This is a genomic window from Ruegeria sp. CDSB114 (genome assembly GCF_059611025.1).
In genome coordinates, this window is record NZ_JBXWOT010000003.1 from 187,789 (window position 1) to 207,077 (window position 19,289).

Genomic DNA, 19,289 nt, shown 5'->3' on the forward strand with positions numbered 1-19,289 from the left:
GCGGCAATGGAAACCTTTAGCCTTGGCGTCATTCTTTTCACGCTGATCGTTCTGGCGCTTGTCGCCCTTATCATGGCCGCCCGGTCGCGGTTGGTGTCGACAGGCAATGTCAACATCACCATCAATGGTGAGAAAACCGTGTCCGTGCCCGCCGGTGGCAAGCTGCTGCAAACGCTGGCGGCTGAGAAACTGTTCGTACCGTCCGCCTGTGGCGGCGGTGGCACCTGTGCGCAATGCCGCGTGCGCGTGCATTCCGGCGGTGGTTCGATCCTGCCTACCGAGGAAAGCCATATCACCAAGCGCGAGGCCGCTTGCGGTGACCGCCTGTCCTGTCAGGTTGCGGTCAAGCAGGACATGGATATCGAAGTCCCTGAAGAGGTCTTTGGCGTCAAGAAATGGGAATGCACGGTTCGGTCGAACGAAAACGTTGCCACCTTTATCAAAGCGCTGACGCTGGACCTGCCCGAAGGTGAGGATGTGAATTTCCGCGCTGGTGGCTATATCCAGATCGAAGCCCCCGCCCATGCGCTGAAATACACTGATTTCGATGTCGAGGAGGAATATCGCGAAGATTGGGATCGCTTCAATCTGTGGCAATACGACTCGGTCGTTGCCGAACCCATCGAACGCGCCTATTCCATGGCCAACTATCCGGACGAAAAGGGCATGATCATGCTGAACGTCCGGGTTGCCTCACCGCCTCCGGGTTCCGAAGGGATACCGGCGGGCCAGATGTCGTCGTATATCTTCAACCTGAAACCGGGTGACAAGGTCACGATCTCGGGTCCATTCGGTGAATTCTTCGCCCGCGAGACCGGAAGAGAGATGGTGTTCATCGGTGGTGGTGCTGGTATGGCGCCCATGCGCAGCCATATTTTCGACCAGCTCAAACGGCTTGAGAATCGCGACCGCAAGATCACCTTCTGGTACGGTGCCCGGTCCAAGAAAGAGATGTTCTTTGTCGAGGATTTCGACAGCCTCGCGGAAGAGTTCGACAATTTCGAATGGCATGTCGCCCTGTCGGATGCCCAGCCCGAGGATGACTGGAAAGGCTATACCGGCTTTATCCATAACGTGCTGTTCGACGAATACCTCAAGAACCACCCGGCACCCGAGGATTGCGAGTTCTACATGTGCGGACCGCCGATCATGAACCAGTCGGTCATCAACATGCTGCTGGATCTGGGTGTGGACCGCGAAGATATCATGCTCGACGATTTCGGCGGGTAATCAGTTATCCGGCGCCCTGTGGCGCCGGTTTCATTTTAGGTCCTTTGGTTCGATTACAGGCGCAGGTCGCTTGCCTCGCGTGGCAGGCAGGATTTGATGTCGAAGACTACGCTGTTTTCTTTGCCATAGGCTCGAAACTGCAAAGGATCGAGTGCCCGATATTCCGCATGCGCGACGGCCAGGACGACCCCGTCATAGAGCCCTGGCTCAGGTTGGTCGATCAGGTCCAGGTCGTATTCTTCTTGCGCAGCTTTGGGGTCGGCATGAGGGTCGTGGACATCGACGCTGATGCCATAGCTTTGCAATTCTTCGATAATGTCGACGACACGGGTGTTGCGCAGGTCGGGGCAGTTTTCCTTGAACGTCAGGCCCATCACCAGAACACGGGCGGCGCCAACATTGATACCGCAACGGGTCATACGTTTGACCAGTTGCGACACTACATAGCTGCCCATCCTGTCATTCAGGCGCCGCCCTGCAAGGATGATCTGCGGGTGATGGCCCACGGCCTCGGCCTTGTGCGTCAGGTAGTAAGGGTCCACGCCGATACAATGCCCGCCGACCAGACCGGGGCGGAAGGGCAGGAAGTTCCACTTGGTTCCGGCTGCGCGCAGCACAGCCTCGGTATCAATGCCCATGCGACCGAAGATCATCGCCAACTCGTTCACCAGAGCGATATTCAGGTCGCGCTGGGTGTTTTCGATCACCTTCGCGGCCTCAGCCACGCGGATGCTTTCGGCCTTGTAGGTTCCAGCGGTGATGATCCTGGCATAGAGCGCGTCAACCAGATCAGCGACCTGCGGGGTTGAACCAGCGGTGACTTTGCAGATGTCCGCGATACGGTGGGTCTTGTCACCGGGGTTGATCCGCTCGGGGCTGTAGCCTGCAAAGAAATCCGTGTTGAAGGTCAGGCCCGAGGCGCGTTCCAGCACCGGAACGCAATCTTCTTCGGTTGCGCCGGGATAGACGGTGGATTCGTAGATCACCAAATCACCGGGTTTCAATACGTGGCCAACTGTTTCCGACGCGGCCAGAAGGGGGGCTAAATCAGGCTGCTTACCTGCGGTGATCGGCGTGGGGACGGTTACGACATAGGTATCGCAATCGGCAATCTCCGAGGGGTTGGTTGTGAATTTCAGGCCGCCCGCCGCGCTCAGGTCATGTGGCTCAACCTCATGCGTTGCATCTACGCCAGCGCGTAGTGCCTCGACCCGCGCCGCATTGATGTCAAATCCGATCACCTTGCCAATTTTGCCGAAGGCCACGGCCAGGGGCAGGCCGACATAACCCAGCCCGATCACAGCAATCTTTCGGGAATTGGGGTCGGTTTCAAGCATATGCGTCACTTACCATGATAGTCGCGGAACCATTCGACAAACTGGGCGATTCCATCTTTGAAATTTGTCTGCGGACGATAGCCGGTCAGCTTTTGCAGCAGATCACTATTCGCCCACGTGGCAGGAACATCACCCATCTGCATAGGCATGTAATTGCGGATGGCTTTCTTGCCGATAGCTTCCTCAATGGCTTCGATAAAATCCATCAGGCGCACTTTGTCGCCATTGCCTATATTCACCACGCGCCAGGGCGCCGCTGGCGACAGGCTATCACCTTCTTCAATCTCATCTGCGCTGTCCGGCCGCACCGGAGGGACGTCGATCAGCAGTCGGATACCGCGGACAAGATCTTCGACATTTGTGAAATCTCGATACATGTCGCCGTGGTTATAGATATCGATCGGGCGGTCATCCAGGATGGCGTCCACAAATTTATAGAGCGCAAGATCGGGTCGCCCCCATGTGCCGTAAACGGTGAAGAACCGGAACATGGTCGTGGGCAGGTTCCACAAATGGGCATAGGAATGGCCCATCGCCTCGTTTGCCTTTTTGGTTGCGGCGTAAATCGTCAGCGGTGTGTCGGCCTTTTCGACCTCAGTAAAGGGCATGACCTCGTTGGCGCCATAAACCGAGGATGTCGAAGCCATCAGAAGGTGGTCTACCTTATGCTCGCGCGCGATTTCCATGACGTTGAACGTGCCGACCACGTTGGAATTGATATAGCTGCGCGGGTCCTCAAGGCTATAGCGGACACCAGCCTGCGCCGCGAGATGCACGATCACTTCGGGCTGAAACTCCTCAGCGACCTTTGCAAGCTGGTCGTAGTTTTCCAAAAGATCCTCGGTTGCGGAAAACCCAGGGGATTGCAAGAGCATCTGATGGCGGCGCTGCTTGAGCGAGACGTCGTAATAATCCGTCATCCCATCGTAGCCGTGAACCTGAAACCCCTCGGCCAGTAGCAGTTTTGCCAGGTGAAAACCGATGAACCCTGCTGTGCCTGTGACTAATACACGCTTCATTTAACCCTCGACCCAAACCAAAACCGTTTGAAACATCAGGGATACTTTCAGCCCCTCAAGGTCAAGGGGATTTTCCCACAAACCGCGCCATTGGGGCAATCCGGAACCCGAATTCACTTGCGGATTGTTGTTGCCCGCCAGTCAGGGTAGGAAATTGCGATGGTGTGGGATTGGATCAAAACCAGGTGGAAAAAACCTCAGGCGGCGCAGAATTCAGTTTCTGACATCGCGCCTGACCAGAGGTTTTATGCCGTGGGGGATATCCACGGGCGATTGGATCTGTTGCAGACTTTGCTGGCAAGGCTGGACCCAGATTGCCCCACGATTTTTGTCGGGGACTACATTGATCGTGGCAATTACAGCGCCCAGGTGCTGCACCAGTTACGGCACCTTAGCCGGGTCCGGGGCAATGATTTCATTTGCCTGCTGGGTAATCACGAGGAGATGCTGCTGCGGTTCACCGATGACCCAAAACGGGTCGGCAGGCTTTGGCTGCAAAACGGTGGCCTGCAGACGCTCGCCTCATTTGGGATAACCGGTGTGGATGAAGACACAGTCGGCACGAATGCCATCTCGGTCGCTGACAGATTGCGACGCGCGATGGGCGATGATTTGCTGTCTTGGCTGCGTGCCCGCCCCCTGACCTGGACCAGCGGCAATGTCACCGTGGTGCATGCAGGGCTGGACCCGGGCAAGCCATTGGATGAGCAGACACGCCAAGTCCGCCTGTGGGGCCATCCGAATTTCTCACGGCAGATGCGGGAAGATGGCCAGTGGGTTGTCCATGGTCATACGATCACGTCAGAGCCCCGCGCTGAGAATGGCGTTGTTTCGATCGACACCGGCGCCTTCTTCAGTGGCAGGTTGACCGCCACTGATATTCGCGCCGGCGAGGTCCGGTTCATCGCAACCGACGAGCAGCCGGAATAGCTGTCAACCGACGATCATCTGCTTCATGCGAAGGGCTTCATACTCCAGCTCTTTGAGGCGGAAATGCACGACATCACCGATCGTGATCACGCCACGAAGATGGCCATCGCTGAGGACGGGCATGTGGCGAAAGCGCCCCTCTGTCATGGTTTTCAGCACATCGTTCAACAGATCCTCGGGCGCGCAGGTTTGTACGCTCCGGGTCATCAGATCTTCGACAGATTGGGGCAGGGTCTGGCCCGGAGTATCAGCCATACGGCGCACAATATCACGCTCGGACAGGATACCCTGAAGCGTACCGTTCTGATCTGTCACCACCACAGCGCCAATCCGCTTTTCCTTGAGGATATTCACCACCGAATGAATTGTGTCTTTCGGGCGCACGGAAAAAACCGCGTCCCCTTTGCCAACAAGCAGCTTTTCGACTGTTGTCTGTGTATGAGAAAGGTTCGATTCAACCGACTGGCTATGTGAGGCAGCCGCGGCCTTGTCGCCGCGTGTCGGTGGCTGGTAAGAGCTTGGGGCCATGGGCAATCTCCTCTTGCTTTGCTTTTCACCTTACCGCAGCCATATGACCTGTATAGGGTACAAATGCCCAAACCGGGGAAAACTGCCAAAAACCAAGGAAATCCGGCCCGTTGTCCAACTTTTATCTGACCCCCCCTGTTGCCGCGCTGATATTTTTTGCGGTTGTCGTTTGTGGCCATAATTTTCGCATGAACTGGAAACAGCAGGCTCCGGGATGGCAAAAGAAAGCATGGCTGTTCGGGGTGCCCGCCGGAATCGGTTTGTTGGCGCTAGGCTTCCTGCCGCTGAAAGCCTGATGCAGGTTTGACTCTGATTGGGGCCGCTGTCATACGCCGGGCACGCTTTTCCTCAGGAGGGACCCACATGCGTTTCTTGCCAGTCCTGGCTGTCGCCACACTTATTTCCGGCTGCTTGTTCGACAAAGAGCCCGAGGTGGTACGCCTGTCAGGCGAAACGATGGGGACGACCTTCAACATCACGGCCATCGGTGTCGATGTTGATGAAGAAGCGCTGGCGGGTGCGGTCGAACAGACACTGGCCGAAGTTAACGCAAAGATGTCGAACTGGGACCCGAATTCCGAGGTTTCGACCTTCTCGGACTCGGGCAGCACTGAACCTGTTGCCGTTTCGAATGAATTTGCGCTGGTGCTTGATGCCGCGAATGATGTGCACGAGAAATCCGGGGGTACATTCGACGTGACTCTCGGCCCGCTGATCGAGCTGTGGGGCTTTGGTCCGCGCAAACCGGAAGATCCGGTGCCCGCAGATGCTGACATCCAGGCGGCTTTGGGCAGGGTCGGACAGGCCAGATTGCTGCAACTGGATCGCGATGCCGGAACTTTGGCGAAGGCCGATGCTGGAGTCGGCATTAACCTGTCCGCCATTGCCAAGGGGTATGGCATCGACGCCGTGGCCGAAACGCTGCGCACGGCTGGGATTGAGGACTATATGGTCGAGATCGGAGGCGATCTGGTCACAAGAGGCGATAACGACAAGGGTGAGACTTGGCGGATCGGGATCGAAAAACCCCAGGCCGATGCGCAGAATCTGCAGTTGATCGTACAACTTGATGATCTGGGAATGGCGACATCCGGCGATTACAAGAATTTCTTTGAGCAAGATGGTGTGCGGTATTCGCATATCATTGACCCAACTACTGGCCGCCCGATCACGCATCGGACCACTTCGGTCACGGTACTGGCCGAAAATGCTATGATGGCAGATGCTTGGGCGACAGCGATGTTGGCCTTGGGTCAGGAAAAGGGTTTGAAACTTGCCGAGACGCATAAACTTGCCGTGTATTTCATCTCGCGGGATGTGACAGGCGGTGAGGATGCCTATATCACGGTACACAGCACAGCGTTCAAAGAGGCGTTGGGCACCAACTGACGGGTTGAGCTGAGATGAGCACTTTTATTCTGGCCTTCATTCTACTGCTGATCATCATGGTTGGCATGTCGCTGGGTGTAATGTTGATGGGTAAGACCATCAAGGGCAGCTGCGGTGGCCTGAATGCGATCTCGGGTGCGGATAAATGTGTGGTCTGCCAAAAGGACGTGGACCCTAACAGCCCCTTGCGCGACAAGCTTCAGTGCAAACGCGCCCAAAAGATGCTTGAGCAGATGGAACGGCAGGCCTAATAACTTAGCGCTTCGTTTGGCGGTTGGAATTGGCTAAGCAGGTCCCTGAATAACGGGGGCGCAGATTTGGCCAAAGCAAGAAACATCCTGTTCATCATGTTCGACCAGCTGCGCTGGGACTATCTGAGCTGTTACGGACATCCGCATCTGCACACCCCCAACATAGACCGCTTGGCTGCGCGTGGTGTGCGGTTTGACAGGGCCTATATCCAGTCACCTATTTGCGGTTCCTCCCGTATGTCGACCTATACCGGGCGCTATGTGCATTCGCATGGGGCTTCTTGGAATGGAATCCCGCTGAAAGTGGGTGAGATGACCATGGGTGATCATCTGCGCAAGGCTGGGATGGACTGTTGGCTGGTGGGCAAAACCCATATGCGCGCGGATGCCGAAGGCATGGCGCGGCTGGGGCTGGAACCGGACAGTCTGATCGGTGCCCGCGTGGCCGAATGCGGGTTCGACGTGTTCGAGCGTGATGACGGAATGCTGCCCGAAGGGCCGGATGGGTATTATGACCCGGACGGGGCCAAGGAATACAACAAATACCTATCGGCCAAAGGATATGACAGTGACAACCCCTGGCATGACTTCGCCAATTCAGGTCTCGACGCTGAGGGCAATGTTCTGTCGGGCTGGTTTCTCAAGAACTCGTCCCAACCGGCGAATATTGCCGAGGAAGACAGCGAAACGCCCTATCTGACTGGGCGGGGGATCAAATTCGTGGAAACCCATGACGGCCCCTGGTGCTGCCACCTGAGCTTTATCAAACCGCATTGGCCCTATGTCGTGCCGGAACCCTATGCCTCAATGTACGGACCGGAACATATCCTGCCCGTGGTTCGGTCTGAGGCGGAACGCCGGAATGCCCATCCGGTGCTCCGGGCATTCATGGACACCAAGGTTGGCGAGGCGTTCTCGCGGCAGGATGTGCGCGACGCCGTGATCCCCGCTTATATGGGTCTGATCAAGCAGGCCGACGACCAGATGGGCCGGCTGTTCGCATGGCTGGAAAAGACGGGTCGGATGGAGGACACGATGATCGTGTTAACCTCGGACCACGGGGATTTTCTGGGCGATCACTGGATGGGTGAGAAGACCTTTTTCCAGGACGCATCGGTCAAGGTGCCGTTGATCATCTATGACCCATCCCCCGAGGCTGAGGCGACCCGTGGCACTGTGAGCGACGCGCTGGTCGAGTCCATCGACCTCGCCCCAACATTCTTGGACATAGCCGGAGGCGAAGCGTCGGGTCACATTCTGGAAGGTCACTCCTTGTTGCCGATCTTGCGTGGCCATCAGGTCGAGACACCTCGGGATGTGGTAGTCAGTGAGTATGACTATTCCGCCTCGCCCATGGCGGAAAAGCTGAATGCCTCGGTTCGGGATGCAGTGATGTTCATGGTGGCCAACAAGAATTGGAAGCTGATCCATTGCGAAGGCGGGCATCGGCCACTGCTGTTCGATCTTGAAAACGACCCGAATGAACTAACCGACCTTGGCAACAGTGCTGAACACGCGGATATCATCGCCAAGATGTATGACCATCTGTTCACTTGGGCGCGTCGCCCGTCGCAGCGCACAACACGTTCCGAACAGCAACTGATCGATATGCGCACCAATAGTCGGGGCAGAGGGGTGGTTATTGGAATCTATGACGAAAACGACGCGCCGCTGGAGCTGACGGTAAAATACCGGGGCCGCAAGGCGCGCCCCTATCTGGACCATACCGGCAAGGAATAGCCTTTGTAACATGAATTCTGACCTGATCAGGGCAAAAGGCGGTTCACCCTGCGCGGGGCAGGCGATACAAGACCAACCAAGAGCAGCAAACCCGGAGAGCCGAAATGACCGCCCCGAAACCCGTCGTCCTGTGTATTCTTGATGGCTGGGGCCTGTCCGAGGACACCGAGGCCAATGCGCCTTACCTTGCCGACACGCCAACATTTGATGCGATCATGGCCAAGGGCCCACACGCCAAGCTGATCACCCATGGTCCGGACGTTGGTCTGCCAAGTGGTCAGATGGGCAATTCCGAAGTCGGTCACACAAATATTGGGGCTGGCCGCGTTGTTGCGATGGATTTGGGCCAGATTGATCTGGCGATTGAGGACGGTTCTTTCTTTGCCAACTCCGCGCTGCAGAACTTTATCGGTAGGGTAAAGGCTGCAGGTGGCACCGCACATCTGTTGGGGGTGGTCTCGGACGGGGGAGTGCATGGCCACCTGAACCATATCATTGCTGCGGCAAAGGCGATAACGGATGCTGGTGTGCCCGTTGCCTTGCACGCGGTTACGGATGGCCGGGATGTGGCCCCGAAATCAGCGCCGACCTATATCACAGAGCTTGAGGAACGCTTGCCCGACGGCGCCCGTGTTGCCTCGGTCTGCGGGCGCTATTTTGCCATGGACCGCGACAACCGATGGGAACGTGTCAGCGAAGCCTATGGTGCAATGATCAAAGGGCAGGGGCGCAGCGCTGTTTCGGCGCGCAATGCCGTGGATCAGGCCTATCAGCAGTCGGAAACGGACGAATTTATCGTCCCGACAGTTCTCACCGGGTATGACGGCATATCAGACGGAGACGGTTTCTTCTGCCTCAACTTCCGCGCCGACCGGGCTCGTGAAATCCTGCGGGCGATTGGCGAACCCGGCTTTGACGATTTCGACACCGGCCCGCGCCCGCAGCTTTCAGCCCTGCTGGGCATGGTCGAATACTCCGACGGGCACAGCGCCTATATGACCACTGTTTTCCCCAAACGTGACATCATCAATACACTGGGCGAATGGGTGGCAAAACATGGGCTCAGCCAGTTCCGTCTCGCCGAGACCGAGAAATACCCGCATGTGACCTTCTTCCTCAATGGCGGCAAGGAAGTGCCTGAGGCGAACGAAGACCGCTTTATGCCTAAATCGCCCAAAGTGGCGACCTACGACCTGCAACCCGAGATGTCATCGGCCGAAGTAACCGCAAAATTCGTCGAAGCCATCGGGGCGGGCTATGATCTGATCATAACCAACTATGCCAATCCGGATATGGTTGGGCATACCGGCGACCTGCAAGCGGCAATCCGCGCCTGTGAGGCTGTGGATCAAGGGCTGGCGCAAGTGGTCGCCGCGTTGGAAAAAGTGGGGGGCGCAATGATTGTAACGGCCGATCATGGAAATTGCGAGATGATGGTCGATCCCGAAACCGGCGGGCCGCATACAGCCCATACGCTGAACCCCGTGCCCGTGGCGTTGGTCGGGGGACCAGCAGGGGTATCCTTGCGAGATGGTCGCCTGTCCGATCTGGCGCCCACGCTGCTGGAACTGATGGCGTTGGATCAGCCCCCTGAAATGACTGGAAAGAGCCTGCTTTCATGACGCTTCGTGCGCTGCTTCTGGCGATTTTCTTTGCATCCAGGGCGGTTGCCCAGACCGACCCCGCGACCGCCGCATTGAATGCAGCGCAGATGCTTGAGCAGGCATCAGTATCGTTGACCGAGGCCGAAAGCGCCCGCGACCGGGTCCGTGCCCTGACCGAAACCATACAGGCGTATGAGGCGGGTCTGTCGGCCATGCGCGATGGCCTACGACGGGCGGCAACACGCGAAGCCCAGCTAACAGCCGAATTGCGCAGTCGGGAAAAGGATGTGGCACAGCTGTTGGGCGTATTGCAAACGATCGAAACCACGGCGCCTCCGGTTCTGATGCTACACCCGTCAGGGCCGTTGGGCTCGGCCCGGGCCGGTATGATGCTGTCCGAGGTTACGCCGGGCCTGAACGCAAAAGCGCAGTCTCTTGCGCGTGATCTTCAGGAAGTGCGCACGCTTCGATTGCTGCAGCAAAGCGCCTCGGAAACCTTGGTCGAGGGCTTGACGGGCGTTCAGAATGCCCGCACCCAGCTCAGCACCGCCATCGCAGACCGAACGGATTTGCCGCGGCGCTTTGTCGAGGACCCGATCCGCACTGCTATCCTGATCTCATCGACTGAAACACTTGACGGTTTTGCCAGCGGGCTTTCCCAAATCTCCGAAGGGCAAATCGCCGAAACGGATGCGGATATATCAAGTATCAAGGGTCAGATTGCGCTACCGACGCAGGGCATCATCCTGCACCGGGCAAATGAAACTGATGCGGCCGGTGTCAAACGCCCTGGTATCGTATTGGGCACCCGACCGCGCGCAATAGTCACCTCGCCAACGGCGGCCACGATACGGTATCGCGGGCCGCTACTGGAGTTGGGGAATCTGGTGATCCTCGAGCCGCAACCGGGGCTTCTATTTGTCTTTTCCGGGCTACAAGAGGTCTACGGAGAAGCCGGTCAGGTGATTCCCCGGGGGACGCCAGTCGGATTGATGCCTGCAGAATCGAAGGAAATCGGCGCAATTTTGTCAACAAGCGGTGATGGCACTGGAACTGACCGATCAGAAACGCTCTATATAGAGGTAAGACAGGATAACAGCCCCGTGGACCCGGAATCGTGGTTTCGGACCGACAAGGATGGATAAACGAGTATGAAGAAATTTGTGATGGCCGGTTTGGCTGGAACTATAGCAGGCCTGATTGTAACGACGCAGATCGCCGGTCCGTTGCTTGCCCAAGAAGCCGAAAACAAGGCCAGTGTCTATGAACAGCTGGATCTGTTTGGCGATATTTTCGAACGCATCCGCGCGCAATATGTCGAAGAGGTTGAGCCCGAAGACCTGATTGAGGCGGCCATTGACGGTATGCTGACCTCGCTGGATCCGCATTCCAGCTATCTGTCGCCGGATGATGCCGAACAAATGCGGGTCCAGACCCGTGGCGAGTTTGGCGGTCTGGGTATCGAAGTCACGCAGGAAGAGGGCTTTGTCAAAGTTGTCTCGCCGATCGACGATACGCCTGCGGATGAGGCCGGGATCGAAGCCGGAGATTTCATCACCCATGTCGATGGCGAAAGCATACTGGGCCTGACCCTGGACAAGGCGGTCGATCTGATGCGCGGGCCGGTAGGCTCGGAAATCGTGATCACCGTTGTCCGCGAGGGTGAACAGGAACCTTTCGACGTGCCTATCATCCGCGACACAATCAAACTGACGGCAGTACGCGCGCGCACCGAAGGGACCAGTGTGGTTCTGCGTGTGACCACCTTTAACGACCAAACCTATCCCAACTTGCAGGAAGGTCTGGCCGAGCAAATCGAAGAGGCCGGAGGGATCGACAAGGTGAATGGTGTCGTTCTGGACCTGCGCAACAATCCCGGTGGTCTGCTGACACAGGCAATCAAGGTTTCGGACGCATTCCTAAACGAGGGTGAGATCGTATCAACCCGTGGCCGCGATCCAAGCGATGGTGAGCGTTTCAACGCAACTGTGGGTGATCTGGCAGAAGGAAAGCCGATTGTCGTGCTGATCAATGGCGGGTCCGCCTCAGCATCCGAGATTGTAGCCGGCGCGCTGCAGGATCATCGCCGCGCAATCGTTGTGGGAACCAAAAGTTTCGGCAAAGGCTCGGTCCAGACTGTCATGCCACTGCGGAGCGATGGCGCGATGCGTTTGACCACGTCGCGCTACTACACGCCGTCGGGCCGGTCTATTCAGGCGCTTGGTGTCAGCCCCGACATCATCGTTGAACAGCCCCGCCCAGCCCCGGAGACCGAGGAAGAAGAGGCCAATGGGAACACCCGTTCCGAGGCTGATCTGCGTGGCAGTCTGAACAATGACAGCCTGAGCGAGGATGAAATCCGCCAGATCGAAGAAGATAGGGCCAAGGCCGAAGCCACCGCCGAATTGCGGGAAGAGGATTACCAGCTGGCCTATGCCATCGACATCCTCAAGGGGCTGTCAGCCTTCAACCCGGACGGGCCATCGCAATAAAGAAACCGGGCCGCCTGACAGGCGGCCCTTTTCCTGATGGGGCCGCTGCCGATCGAGGTAAGGTGGCTGATTAGAGCCCGATGCCACCTATGTTGTCTCCCAACCAACGTCCGCTCTGTGAAAAGCTAGTCAGAAAAACACATCTTGTTTCCATCCAGGTCTCGAACGTATGCAGAGAACTTTGGCCCGCGTTGGTTGGGGGCCCCCTCACAATAACCCCCGAGATCTGTGGCTAAAGCGTGCAGCCTTCTGACTTCTGCCTCGCCACCAACGCAAAATCCAACCATCGTTCCATTACCGTTAGTGGCCGGCAACGTGTCGAAGGGTTTGGCCACGGCGAAGGCAAAATCCTTTCCAAGCCAGTAAGTCATTCTTTCTGAAGGCGACATGCTTTGGAGACCCGATTGCGAAAACAGTGTGTCGTAGAAGGTTCTTGCAGCTGCCATGTCATTCGTTCCGACAACAAAGTAATTCATTTTCATCGATTTAGCTCCTGCAAGTGAGTGGCCTGCGTCAGGCATTGGTTTCAGTGACCCAAGCTATATCGACTAATGTGCCATTTTATGTCTTATTTGATTCATGGCACGGGCTAATACGCACAACAGGCTGAGGCGATTGGAATTGCTTGCGGTTCAACTCAAGCAAGATGCCCATTGTACGGTTAGAGACTTGGCGCAACAGCATGGTGTCAGTATGCGCACGATAGCCCGCGACCTTGTGCTTATGCGGGACCAAGGCATGCAGATAGACGCTGATCGCGGTCGTGGAGGAGGTGTGCGCCTCGACCGCAACTGGGGCGTTGGTCGTATGAACCTGACATACGCTGAGGCGGTCGATCTGCTAATCAGCATTGCTGTCGCAGAGCAGATGAAATCACCAATGTTGCTTGCGAACTTGGCATCGGTAAGGCGGCAGCTTGTGGCCTCGTTTTCACCCGAGAAACGCAACAAGGTGAACCAGCTCAAGTCCCGTATTCTTATAGGCATCACGGCTTCGACTTATGTTCAAGCCAGCGCGAGCGCCCCACCAAAAAGTATTGTGCAAGCGGTTCATCAGGCTTTCGTCGATCAAAAGGTCTTGGAGCTGCGATATCAAAGAGAAGACGGTGTCATTTCCAACCGGCAAATTGAGCCTCAGTATCTCTTGTTGAAGTATCCCATTTGGTACGTCGTTGCGATCGACCGTCTGAGAAACGAACCAAGGACATTTCGGTGCGACCGGATGCTTGGGGCCTCAATGGGCGAAACGCGCTTCAAGCTCCTGCCGAAAGAAAAATTTCAACCCTCATTGGTAATTGATGATTCTTCGATGTGATCGGGTCATGGCCAACCGTATGCGGACAATGACGCCTGAATTATAGGCACGCACTTCGTCCGCACTTCGTCCGCCTACTGAGACCGGCGAAAGACTCGTTTTAGCATATCAAGCTCTGCTCGTATCAGGTCCAGTTCGGCGCGCAGGTCATCGGCGGCGGCGTTTCCTGCAATGATCGAGAACCCGCCCAGTTTAAGCCCTGAAACGGAATCTGAGATTACAAAACTGTGGACCCCGTCAGACAGGGCCACATCAGGCACCTGTACACGAAGCTCCCACCCGGTGTCGGCTGGTGACAGGTGAACCTCATCCAGCGCGTCACCACGGTAGGACACGCTGATCTCGGGCTGCGTATCAGCCTGCAGGTGGCCCATCCAGGTGCCATTTTCCAGGCCCAGTGATGTGAGTATCAGATCGGTCATGGCAGGGTTCTCATAAATCGGCGCGATGGTGACGACAGACGGTCAGGTCCTGCAACACTATCCGGTTCATCCGAGGATTATCCAGAATGATATCCAGCCAGACTTTGTCCATGCGGCGTTCATTCAGTGGTAAATGTGCAAGATCAAAATCCACGCTGTTTGAAGGACCAGTGGGATCAAGTTTGCGCAGAACCTGTTCGGCGTTTGGGCCGTGTCGAATATTGAGCCGCGCGAACAATTCCTGTGGGCGTTCGGCCTCAATATGGCAATCGACTCGGATCAGATGCTGCCGCGTCAGCTCTTGCACAGCCTCTTGTGGAAGCTCGATAGAGAGAGAGAGAAATGATCCCTCGAACCCGAAAACCTCGACCGCCAAGCTGAACGGTGACAGATCATGCTTGCGCGTGTTCCTGATCTGGCGCGTGCTGATTTCCTGGCGCGGACAGTCGTGAAACAGCGTTGCCTCATCGTTGATACGTGCCTTACGCGGGGCCGAGGCGACACCGGGGCGGGGCTGAGGATAGCGCCACAGCTCGGGCCTCCAGCTCCAGTCGGTGCCCAACGGTTTCGGGAAATGGGCTGATCCCGCCACAGGCCGTGTAAGGCGGCTGTTGGCCTGGAGAATCAGCGCATCGAGCTCGGATCGCAAGCGACGTGCATCATCACGCTGCTGCCGCAATTCAGAAAGCACAGCCTCGGGCGCTGCCCGGGCGTCCCGCTGCCAGCGCGTCAGTGCTTTGCGGTGAATATAGCGATCCAGTAGCTTGCCCATGATCCCAATCTATTGCTCCACACATCTTTTGTCGGATATCCACCCGAGGATAAAGCCGATTTGCATCATAGCGTCGGTAAATTACCGAAAATGTGAACACGCTTTTGGCTAGGCAGCAAAGTTGTGACCTGCTACGGAGGGCGCCGTTCTTGCAATCAACCCGGTCAGTGCGTACCGTCTGACACCTGATTGCAGTGGACCATCCGTTACAACCCTATAGCAATATTTCCGAGGCAAAGACGGGGCATGGAACCCACTCTATTCGCATTCATCTGGAAGCATTCCAAGAAACAGCAACTGGTTTTGTTGCTGCTGACATTGTTTTCTTTTCCCTTCCTCTATGCATCATTGGAGCTGCCCAAGCAGATCATTAACGATGCGATTGGTGCACCAGGCAGCTCGGTAACTTTCTTAGGAGTTACGGTGACGCAGGTGCAGTATTTGTTGATTCTGTGTCTGGCCTTTCTGGCGACCGTAATCGCCAGCGGTCTGATGAAAATGCGGATCAACACGATGAAAGGTGTGTTGGCCGAACGCATGTTACGCCGACTGAGGTACACGCTGATCCACCGAACTCTGCGGTTCCCGAAATCCTATTTTGCCACCACCAGCCAAGGCGAGCTGGTGTCGATGATCACGTCCGAGGCTGAACCGATGGGCGGCCTGATGGGAGATGCGATCGCACAACCCGTATTCCAGTTTGGTCAGATGATGACCATTGTGACGTTTCTGTTCATGCAAAGCGTGTGGTTTGGTCTTGCAAGTATTGCGCTGATCCCACTGCAGGCTTGGTTGATTCCAAAATTGCAGCGCCAGATCAACCTGTTGAACAAAGACCGAATTCAAGAAGTTAGGCGCTTGAGCTCAGAAATCGGCGAAAGCGCAGCCGGGATCAGTGATCTGCGCACCAACGGAGGCTGGCGGCACAGATTGGCCCAGTTCAGCCATCGTTTGGGAACTTTGTTCGAGATCCGATTCAAGATCTATAACAAAAAGTTCTTCATGAAGTTTCTCAACAATCTGATCACTCAGATGACCCCGTTTCTGTTTTATTCGGTGGGCGGATACCTGGCGATCACGGGCGAGGTAACAGTGGGCGCGCTGGTGGCGGCACTGGGAGCATATAAGGATCTTAGCGGACCTTGGAAGGATCTGCTGACCTATTACAATCAAGTTCAGGACATGTCGTTGCGGTGGGAAATCGTGACCGAACGCTTCGCGCCCGACAACATGGTGCCCGAAGAGCTGTTCGAGGGCGAGCCTGATTCCATTCCGCATCTGACTGGCGAGATCAAGCTGCAGAATATTACCGTTCGGGATAACGATGGGAAAACTGTTCTCGAGGATATAGACCTCGTCATACCCAAAGGGGCCCGCGTGGCCATCAAATCCTCGAATGCGGCCGAAAGAGGGGCATTGGCTCAGCTGCTGACCCGCGAATTGCTGCCGGTTCAGGGCGACGTCACGATTGCTGGACATGACATCCAATCCTTGCACCAATCCGTCATCGCGGCGCGGATCGGATATGCCTATTCTCGACCATATCTGTTTGATGGGTCGATTGGGGACAACTTGATGATGCCCCTGAAAACACGCCCTCAGCATGAAGCCGACGCCGCCAGGGCCCCTAGCCGCCGCCAGATCGAGGCCGCGCGAGCGGGGAACTCGGTGGATTCGCTGTCAGATGAATGGATTGATCCCGGTCTGGCCGGGCTCAACAACACTGACGACATCCAGGATTGGTGGTTCAAGCTGGTCGAGGCGATGGGAACGGATGAATTCATGTTCCGCCGCACCCTGCGCAGCCAGTTGAATCCGGATCAGCATCCCGAGTTTGTGCAAAATATCATCGACCTCCGTGGCCCCATCCATGACAAGTTGGTGGAAAAAGATCTGGACCGCTTTGTCTACCGGTTCGATCCGGACAGGTTCAACCCAACTGTGCCTTTGGGCGGCAACCTTCTTTATGCAGCACCGTCGCAGGAAATCTCGCCGGACATTCTGGCCGGCGATAATCGGTTCATGCAAATGCTGCGTACACATGAGCTTGATGACGACGCGCTGAGTATCTCAAGCGCTGTTCTGGAAACGCTGAGCCATGCTTTTGGGCGGGACGGAACCGACCATCCGCTGTTCCTGCGCCTGGGCTTGAGCAAGGAAATGTTCCACCGGCTGCTGGCAATCGAAGACAAGCGCAAGGCAAAAGGAGTAGACGAGCTGTCGCAGCGCGAACACGCCTTTCTTCTGACCGTTCCGTTCCTGCTGACCGCCGAACAGATTGGCCCTGATTTCCCGGATGAATACAAACAGAAGATTCTGAAAATCCGCACTGAACAGGGCGAGAGGCTACGCGGAAGCCTGCAAGAGATATTTGTACCGGTCACACCGGACACATACATCGCGCGCATGACGGTTATGGAAAATGCGCTTTTCGGGCGGGTATCTGTGACGGCGGGAGCTCATGCTGACGAGATAGAGGATGTGGTTGCCGAAGTGATCAATGCCGCAGGTCTGCGCAGACAGGCAGCGGCCATCGTCTATGATCTGTCCGCAGGGCTGGGTGGGAACAATCTGACAACCGTCTTTCAGGAACGAATTGCCTTCTCGCGCGCCGGGATTAAACGGCCGGATTTGCTAATCCTGGATAAAGCGTTGGCCAGCCATGACTCTGAGAGCCGTTTACGCACCCGGTTGAAACTGCGCGAACTGCTGCCCGATTCCATCATGATTTTCATGGAGGACAGTTTCGCCCATCCCGAGGCCTATGATCTGTTTGTTGAAATCAAGGATGGTCGCATTGACGGTGTCTCGAAAACGCAGCTCGAACAAGAATCCGGCACCACCGCTGACCTCAGCCGCAAGCTGAAGATTATCTCATCAACTCCGCTTTTTGCCAATATCGACGGTCGCAACCAGAGATTGCTGGCGTTTTCGGCGCAGTGGTATGATGCTGCCGCTGGTCAGGTCATTTTCTCTCGTGGGCAGGCGCCGGATGCGGCCTATCTGTGCATTTCGGGTCATGCGAAGCTGATGTGGCACGAAGAAGACGGTTCGACCCGGTCCATATCTGTCATTGAACCCGGGCGCCTGATCGGTGACCTGTCTGTTATCACCGGTGAGACCAGGCAGTTGGATCTTGTGGCAGGCGAAAACTGTTCATTCCTGCGGATTGGTGCAGTGGAACTGCGCGCGGTGATCGAAAGCGATGCAAGCGTTGCGGTTCAGTTGCTTGAAACAGTTGCCGGATACCTGACAACCATTTCGGAAAAGATCAACGCCACCAAAGCATCGACCTTGTTCTTCGATGATGAGGACCAGGCCGAAAGTTCCCACCAGAATGTCTGAAATCCGCGCGCCCTCTTACGCCCCGCATGAGCATCTGGTCGCCGACGCACGCGACAAACCACAGCTGTGGCGCCTGCTGGCCGGCCTGGCAACAATCGTAGTCGTTGCAACCGTCTTCAATCTGATCCTGTTTGCAGTCGTAACCGTGGCCGGACCGCAGGAATGGGCCAGCGGGTTGATGAACGGCTCGACCCCGATCTCGATGGTGATCCTGCTGTCAAGCTTTGGGTTTGTCACATTTGGTGTGTGGACCGCAGCGCGACAGTTTCAGAAACGGTCCCTGGGTTCCATTTTAGGGACTCGGGGCAAAGCGGCCAGACAGTTCTGGCTTGTGCTGCGCGCCCTGATGGTGCTTGGCGTGGTTATCGTAGCCGTGCCGCACGTCATTATGGACGCGCCGCTTGTTCAAAACCTGTCCTTTTCGGTTTGGCTGGTATTCCTGCCTCTGTCGCTATTGGCTGTGTTTGTCCAAATCAGTGCGGAGGAGCTGCTTTTCCGCGGATATATGCAGCAAAGCCTGGCGGCGCGATTCCGTTCTCCGATCATCTGGATGGGGGTACCGTCGCTTCTATTCGCGGTGGGGCACTATTCGCCCGATGCGGCGGGCGGCAATGCAGAGTTGCTGGTGCTGTGGACTGGTCTGTTTGGACTTTTGGCTGCGGATTTGACCGCGCGGGCGGGAACCCTGGGCCCGGCCATAGCGCTGCATTTTTTCAACAATGTCATAGCGCTCTTGTTTGTCTCGCTCCCTGACACCCTCAGCGGTCTTGCCTTATTTGTACTGCCCTTTGATATGACCGATACTCTGACATTGCGGCAATGGTTATATGTGGATTTTGCCGTGATGATTGTCAGCTGGTTTATCGCGCGCCTTGCGCTCAGGCGCTGATTGCAATTCTTTCCGTAGCGTCTTATG

The 19,289-nt window shown here is 56.4% G+C and carries 18 protein-coding genes; 12 read left to right on the forward strand and 6 right to left on the reverse strand.

Translation table 11 applies throughout. From position 1 onward, the window contains the following. Positions 1–6 precede the first annotated feature (6 nt). Positions 7–1,230 (forward strand): NADH:ubiquinone reductase (Na(+)-transporting) subunit F, encoded by a 1,224-nt coding sequence (gene nqrF, locus AC2FIP_RS10365; protein ID WP_282021772.1) that lies wholly within the window; start codon positions 7–9, stop codon positions 1,228–1,230. Between the two features lie 53 nt (positions 1,231–1,283). Here the strand turns inward: nqrF and tviB are convergent, their stop codons facing one another. After that, entirely contained in the window at positions 1,284–2,567 is a 1,284-nt protein-coding gene (gene tviB / locus AC2FIP_RS10370; RefSeq protein ID WP_496696970.1) for a Vi polysaccharide biosynthesis UDP-N-acetylglucosamine C-6 dehydrogenase TviB, read from the reverse strand. Between the two features lie 5 nt (positions 2,568–2,572). After that, positions 2,573–3,586, reverse strand: a complete 1,014-nt coding sequence (locus AC2FIP_RS10375) for a GDP-mannose 4,6-dehydratase (RefSeq protein ID WP_271948911.1) — start codon at positions 3,584–3,586, stop codon at positions 2,573–2,575. A gap of 159 nt (positions 3,587–3,745) precedes the next feature. On the opposite strand from AC2FIP_RS10375, the gene AC2FIP_RS10380 reads away from it, so the two are divergent. After that, positions 3,746–4,516 carry a metallophosphoesterase family protein gene (locus AC2FIP_RS10380; RefSeq protein ID WP_496786278.1) on the forward strand — a complete coding sequence of 257 codons (771 nt, stop codon included), beginning with the start codon at positions 3,746–3,748 and terminating at the stop codon, positions 4,514–4,516. Positions 4,517–4,519: 3 nt separating this feature from the next. Here AC2FIP_RS10380 and AC2FIP_RS10385 read toward each other — a convergent pair whose 3' ends face one another. Next, a complete protein-coding gene (locus AC2FIP_RS10385; protein WP_142636370.1) occupies positions 4,520–5,044 on the reverse strand; it encodes a CBS domain-containing protein in 525 nt (174 codons plus the stop codon). A 110-nt stretch (positions 5,045–5,154) separates the two neighbouring features. Between AC2FIP_RS10385 and AC2FIP_RS10390 the strand changes: the two genes are divergently transcribed. The 7 genes from AC2FIP_RS10390 to AC2FIP_RS10420 all read left to right on the forward strand — a co-directional run bounded on the left by AC2FIP_RS10390 (position 5,155) and on the right by AC2FIP_RS10420 (position 12,520). Next, positions 5,155–5,340: a hypothetical protein gene (locus tag AC2FIP_RS10390; RefSeq protein ID WP_496786279.1), complete on the forward strand. Its 186-nt coding sequence runs from the start codon at positions 5,155–5,157 to the stop codon at positions 5,338–5,340. 67 nt (positions 5,341–5,407) lie between these two features. Beyond that, positions 5,408–6,433 carry an FAD:protein FMN transferase gene (locus AC2FIP_RS10395; protein WP_496786280.1) on the forward strand — a complete coding sequence of 342 codons (1,026 nt, stop codon included), beginning with the start codon at positions 5,408–5,410 and terminating at the stop codon, positions 6,431–6,433. Between the two features lie 14 nt (positions 6,434–6,447). Beyond that, positions 6,448–6,684, forward strand: coding sequence for a (Na+)-NQR maturation NqrM (gene nqrM, locus AC2FIP_RS10400; RefSeq protein WP_271948901.1), 237 nt, complete (start codon positions 6,448–6,450; stop codon positions 6,682–6,684). A gap of 66 nt (positions 6,685–6,750) precedes the next feature. Further along, on the forward strand, positions 6,751–8,424 hold the full coding sequence (locus AC2FIP_RS10405; RefSeq protein WP_496786282.1) for a sulfatase-like hydrolase/transferase: 1,674 nt from the start codon (positions 6,751–6,753) through the stop codon (positions 8,422–8,424). Positions 8,425–8,528: 104 nt separating this feature from the next. Beyond that, positions 8,529–10,046, forward strand: coding sequence for a 2,3-bisphosphoglycerate-independent phosphoglycerate mutase (gene gpmI, locus AC2FIP_RS10410; RefSeq protein WP_496786284.1), 1,518 nt, complete (start codon positions 8,529–8,531; stop codon positions 10,044–10,046). Beyond that, the gene (locus tag AC2FIP_RS10415) at positions 10,043–11,173 is read left to right on the forward strand and encodes a murein hydrolase activator EnvC family protein (protein ID WP_281995101.1); all 1,131 of its coding nucleotides are present in this window, start codon (positions 10,043–10,045) and stop codon (positions 11,171–11,173) included. Before gpmI ends, AC2FIP_RS10415 begins: the two co-directional genes overlap by 4 nt. 6 nt (positions 11,174–11,179) lie before the next feature. Beyond that, positions 11,180–12,520, forward strand: coding sequence for a S41 family peptidase (locus AC2FIP_RS10420; protein WP_142636359.1), 1,341 nt, complete (start codon positions 11,180–11,182; stop codon positions 12,518–12,520). A 125-nt stretch (positions 12,521–12,645) separates the two neighbouring features. Here the strand turns inward: AC2FIP_RS10420 and AC2FIP_RS10425 are convergent, their stop codons facing one another. Beyond that, on the reverse strand, positions 12,646–13,002 hold the full coding sequence (locus AC2FIP_RS10425) for a VOC family protein (RefSeq protein ID WP_496786285.1): 357 nt from the start codon (positions 13,000–13,002) through the stop codon (positions 12,646–12,648). A gap of 97 nt (positions 13,003–13,099) precedes the next feature. Between AC2FIP_RS10425 and AC2FIP_RS10430 the strand changes: the two genes are divergently transcribed. Further along, a complete protein-coding gene (locus AC2FIP_RS10430; RefSeq protein WP_496786287.1) occupies positions 13,100–13,834 on the forward strand; it encodes a helix-turn-helix transcriptional regulator in 735 nt (244 codons plus the stop codon). A 74-nt stretch (positions 13,835–13,908) separates the two neighbouring features. On the opposite strand, the gene AC2FIP_RS10435 is transcribed toward AC2FIP_RS10430, so the two are convergent. Together AC2FIP_RS10435 and AC2FIP_RS10440 are read right to left on the reverse strand one after the other, a co-directional pair. Further along, positions 13,909–14,256 (reverse strand): hypothetical protein, encoded by a 348-nt coding sequence (locus AC2FIP_RS10435; protein ID WP_496786289.1) that lies wholly within the window; start codon positions 14,254–14,256, stop codon positions 13,909–13,911. A 10-nt stretch (positions 14,257–14,266) separates the two neighbouring features. Continuing rightward, positions 14,267–15,028, reverse strand: coding sequence for a DUF6478 family protein (locus AC2FIP_RS10440; RefSeq protein WP_496786291.1), 762 nt, complete (start codon positions 15,026–15,028; stop codon positions 14,267–14,269). A gap of 246 nt (positions 15,029–15,274) precedes the next feature. Between AC2FIP_RS10440 and AC2FIP_RS10445 the strand changes: the two genes are divergently transcribed. Then, entirely contained in the window at positions 15,275–18,373 is a 3,099-nt protein-coding gene (locus tag AC2FIP_RS10445) for an ABC transporter transmembrane domain-containing protein (RefSeq protein WP_496786293.1), read from the forward strand. Continuing rightward, positions 18,366–19,262, forward strand: coding sequence for a CPBP family intramembrane glutamic endopeptidase (locus tag AC2FIP_RS10450; RefSeq protein ID WP_496786295.1), 897 nt, complete (start codon positions 18,366–18,368; stop codon positions 19,260–19,262). The genes AC2FIP_RS10445 and AC2FIP_RS10450 overlap by 8 nt, the downstream gene beginning before the upstream one ends. Positions 19,263–19,289 lie beyond the last annotated feature (27 nt).

Coding starts and splice junctions, on each gene's coding strand:
- nqrF (WP_282021772.1), top strand. CDS start 7: ATGGAAACCTTTAGCCTTGGCGTCATTCTTTTCACGCTGATCGTTCTG.
- tviB (WP_496696970.1), bottom strand. CDS start 2,567: ATGCTTGAAACCGACCCCAATTCCCGAAAGATTGCTGTGATCGGGCTG.
- AC2FIP_RS10375 (WP_271948911.1), bottom strand. CDS start 3,586: ATGAAGCGTGTATTAGTCACAGGCACAGCAGGGTTCATCGGTTTTCAC.
- AC2FIP_RS10380 (WP_496786278.1), top strand. CDS start 3,746: ATGGTGTGGGATTGGATCAAAACCAGGTGGAAAAAACCTCAGGCGGCG.
- AC2FIP_RS10385 (WP_142636370.1), bottom strand. CDS start 5,044: ATGGCCCCAAGCTCTTACCAGCCACCGACACGCGGCGACAAGGCCGCG.
- AC2FIP_RS10395 (WP_496786280.1), top strand. CDS start 5,408: ATGCGTTTCTTGCCAGTCCTGGCTGTCGCCACACTTATTTCCGGCTGC.
- nqrM (WP_271948901.1), top strand. CDS start 6,448: ATGAGCACTTTTATTCTGGCCTTCATTCTACTGCTGATCATCATGGTT.
- gpmI (WP_496786284.1), top strand. CDS start 8,529: ATGACCGCCCCGAAACCCGTCGTCCTGTGTATTCTTGATGGCTGGGGC.
- AC2FIP_RS10415 (WP_281995101.1), top strand. CDS start 10,043: ATGACGCTTCGTGCGCTGCTTCTGGCGATTTTCTTTGCATCCAGGGCG.
- AC2FIP_RS10420 (WP_142636359.1), top strand. CDS start 11,180: ATGAAGAAATTTGTGATGGCCGGTTTGGCTGGAACTATAGCAGGCCTG.
- AC2FIP_RS10425 (WP_496786285.1), bottom strand. CDS start 13,002: ATGAAAATGAATTACTTTGTTGTCGGAACGAATGACATGGCAGCTGCA.
- AC2FIP_RS10430 (WP_496786287.1), top strand. CDS start 13,100: ATGGCACGGGCTAATACGCACAACAGGCTGAGGCGATTGGAATTGCTT.
- AC2FIP_RS10435 (WP_496786289.1), bottom strand. CDS start 14,256: ATGACCGATCTGATACTCACATCACTGGGCCTGGAAAATGGCACCTGG.
- AC2FIP_RS10440 (WP_496786291.1), bottom strand. CDS start 15,028: ATGGGCAAGCTACTGGATCGCTATATTCACCGCAAAGCACTGACGCGC.
- AC2FIP_RS10445 (WP_496786293.1), top strand. CDS start 15,275: ATGGAACCCACTCTATTCGCATTCATCTGGAAGCATTCCAAGAAACAG.
- AC2FIP_RS10450 (WP_496786295.1), top strand. CDS start 18,366: ATGTCTGAAATCCGCGCGCCCTCTTACGCCCCGCATGAGCATCTGGTC.